1 protein-coding gene is annotated in these 697 nt (G+C 42.8%); it reads left to right on the forward strand.

The window, feature by feature from the left end:
- The coding region (locus LJE11_RS19200; protein ID WP_173679725.1) for a hypothetical protein at nt 1–687 on the forward strand (687 nt) is incomplete at its 5' end.
- Nucleotides 688–697: the final 10 nt, after the last annotated feature.

The following is a 697-nucleotide window of genomic DNA, read 5'->3' on the forward strand; positions in this document are numbered from 1 at the left end:
GAAGAACAGGTAGCTACTGATATTTTTAAGGTTTCCATCACAGGAGGAATAGAATTATCTTATATAATTTCCCAGAATTGTCCTCATATTGCACCGCCTTATCCGGAAGGAGCAACGATAAAAGATGTGAAAGTACAGGGGTCAACTATTAAGGCAGTGGCTTATGACTGCGCAAACAGCGAAGGTTTCGATGCGGTTCTGACAAAGAAAAGCTGGGTTGACAGACCTGAGAATTATGTGAAGGTGGCGAAGAATCAGGATGCAAAGACCATCACCTTCACAAATGTAAAAAACGGCACGTATTATCTGGGAATCCATGCGTACAACAGGGATTATTATGATGGAAATGTGTCCGGGAAAAGGTTTGGGGCATGGAGTTATCCAGTAAAAGTAGTAGTAAAGAACGGAATTCCCACAGAGAGGGTGAAGATTAAAACTGTAAAAACAAGTAAAGGAGCTGTGTCTGTAACAGTTGGCGTACCAAAAGGATTTGCAAGAGCAGATATGGAACTGAGATCTACAGGCGGAACCACCGTATATAAACGGAACAATCGGACAACCTATACAAGGATTACAGGCGTGAAGCCCGGAACCTATACTCTGAAAGTCCGCCCATGGGTCAAAATTAACGGAAGGAAAGCTTACGGAGACTGGGTATCCTGGGGAAGAAGAATCAGGGTAAAATAAAAAGAAACAG

This window comes from Blautia sp. DFI.1.216, assembly GCF_020594215.1.
GTDB classification, from domain to species: Bacteria; Bacillota; Clostridia; order Lachnospirales; family Lachnospiraceae; genus Blautia_A; species Blautia_A wexlerae.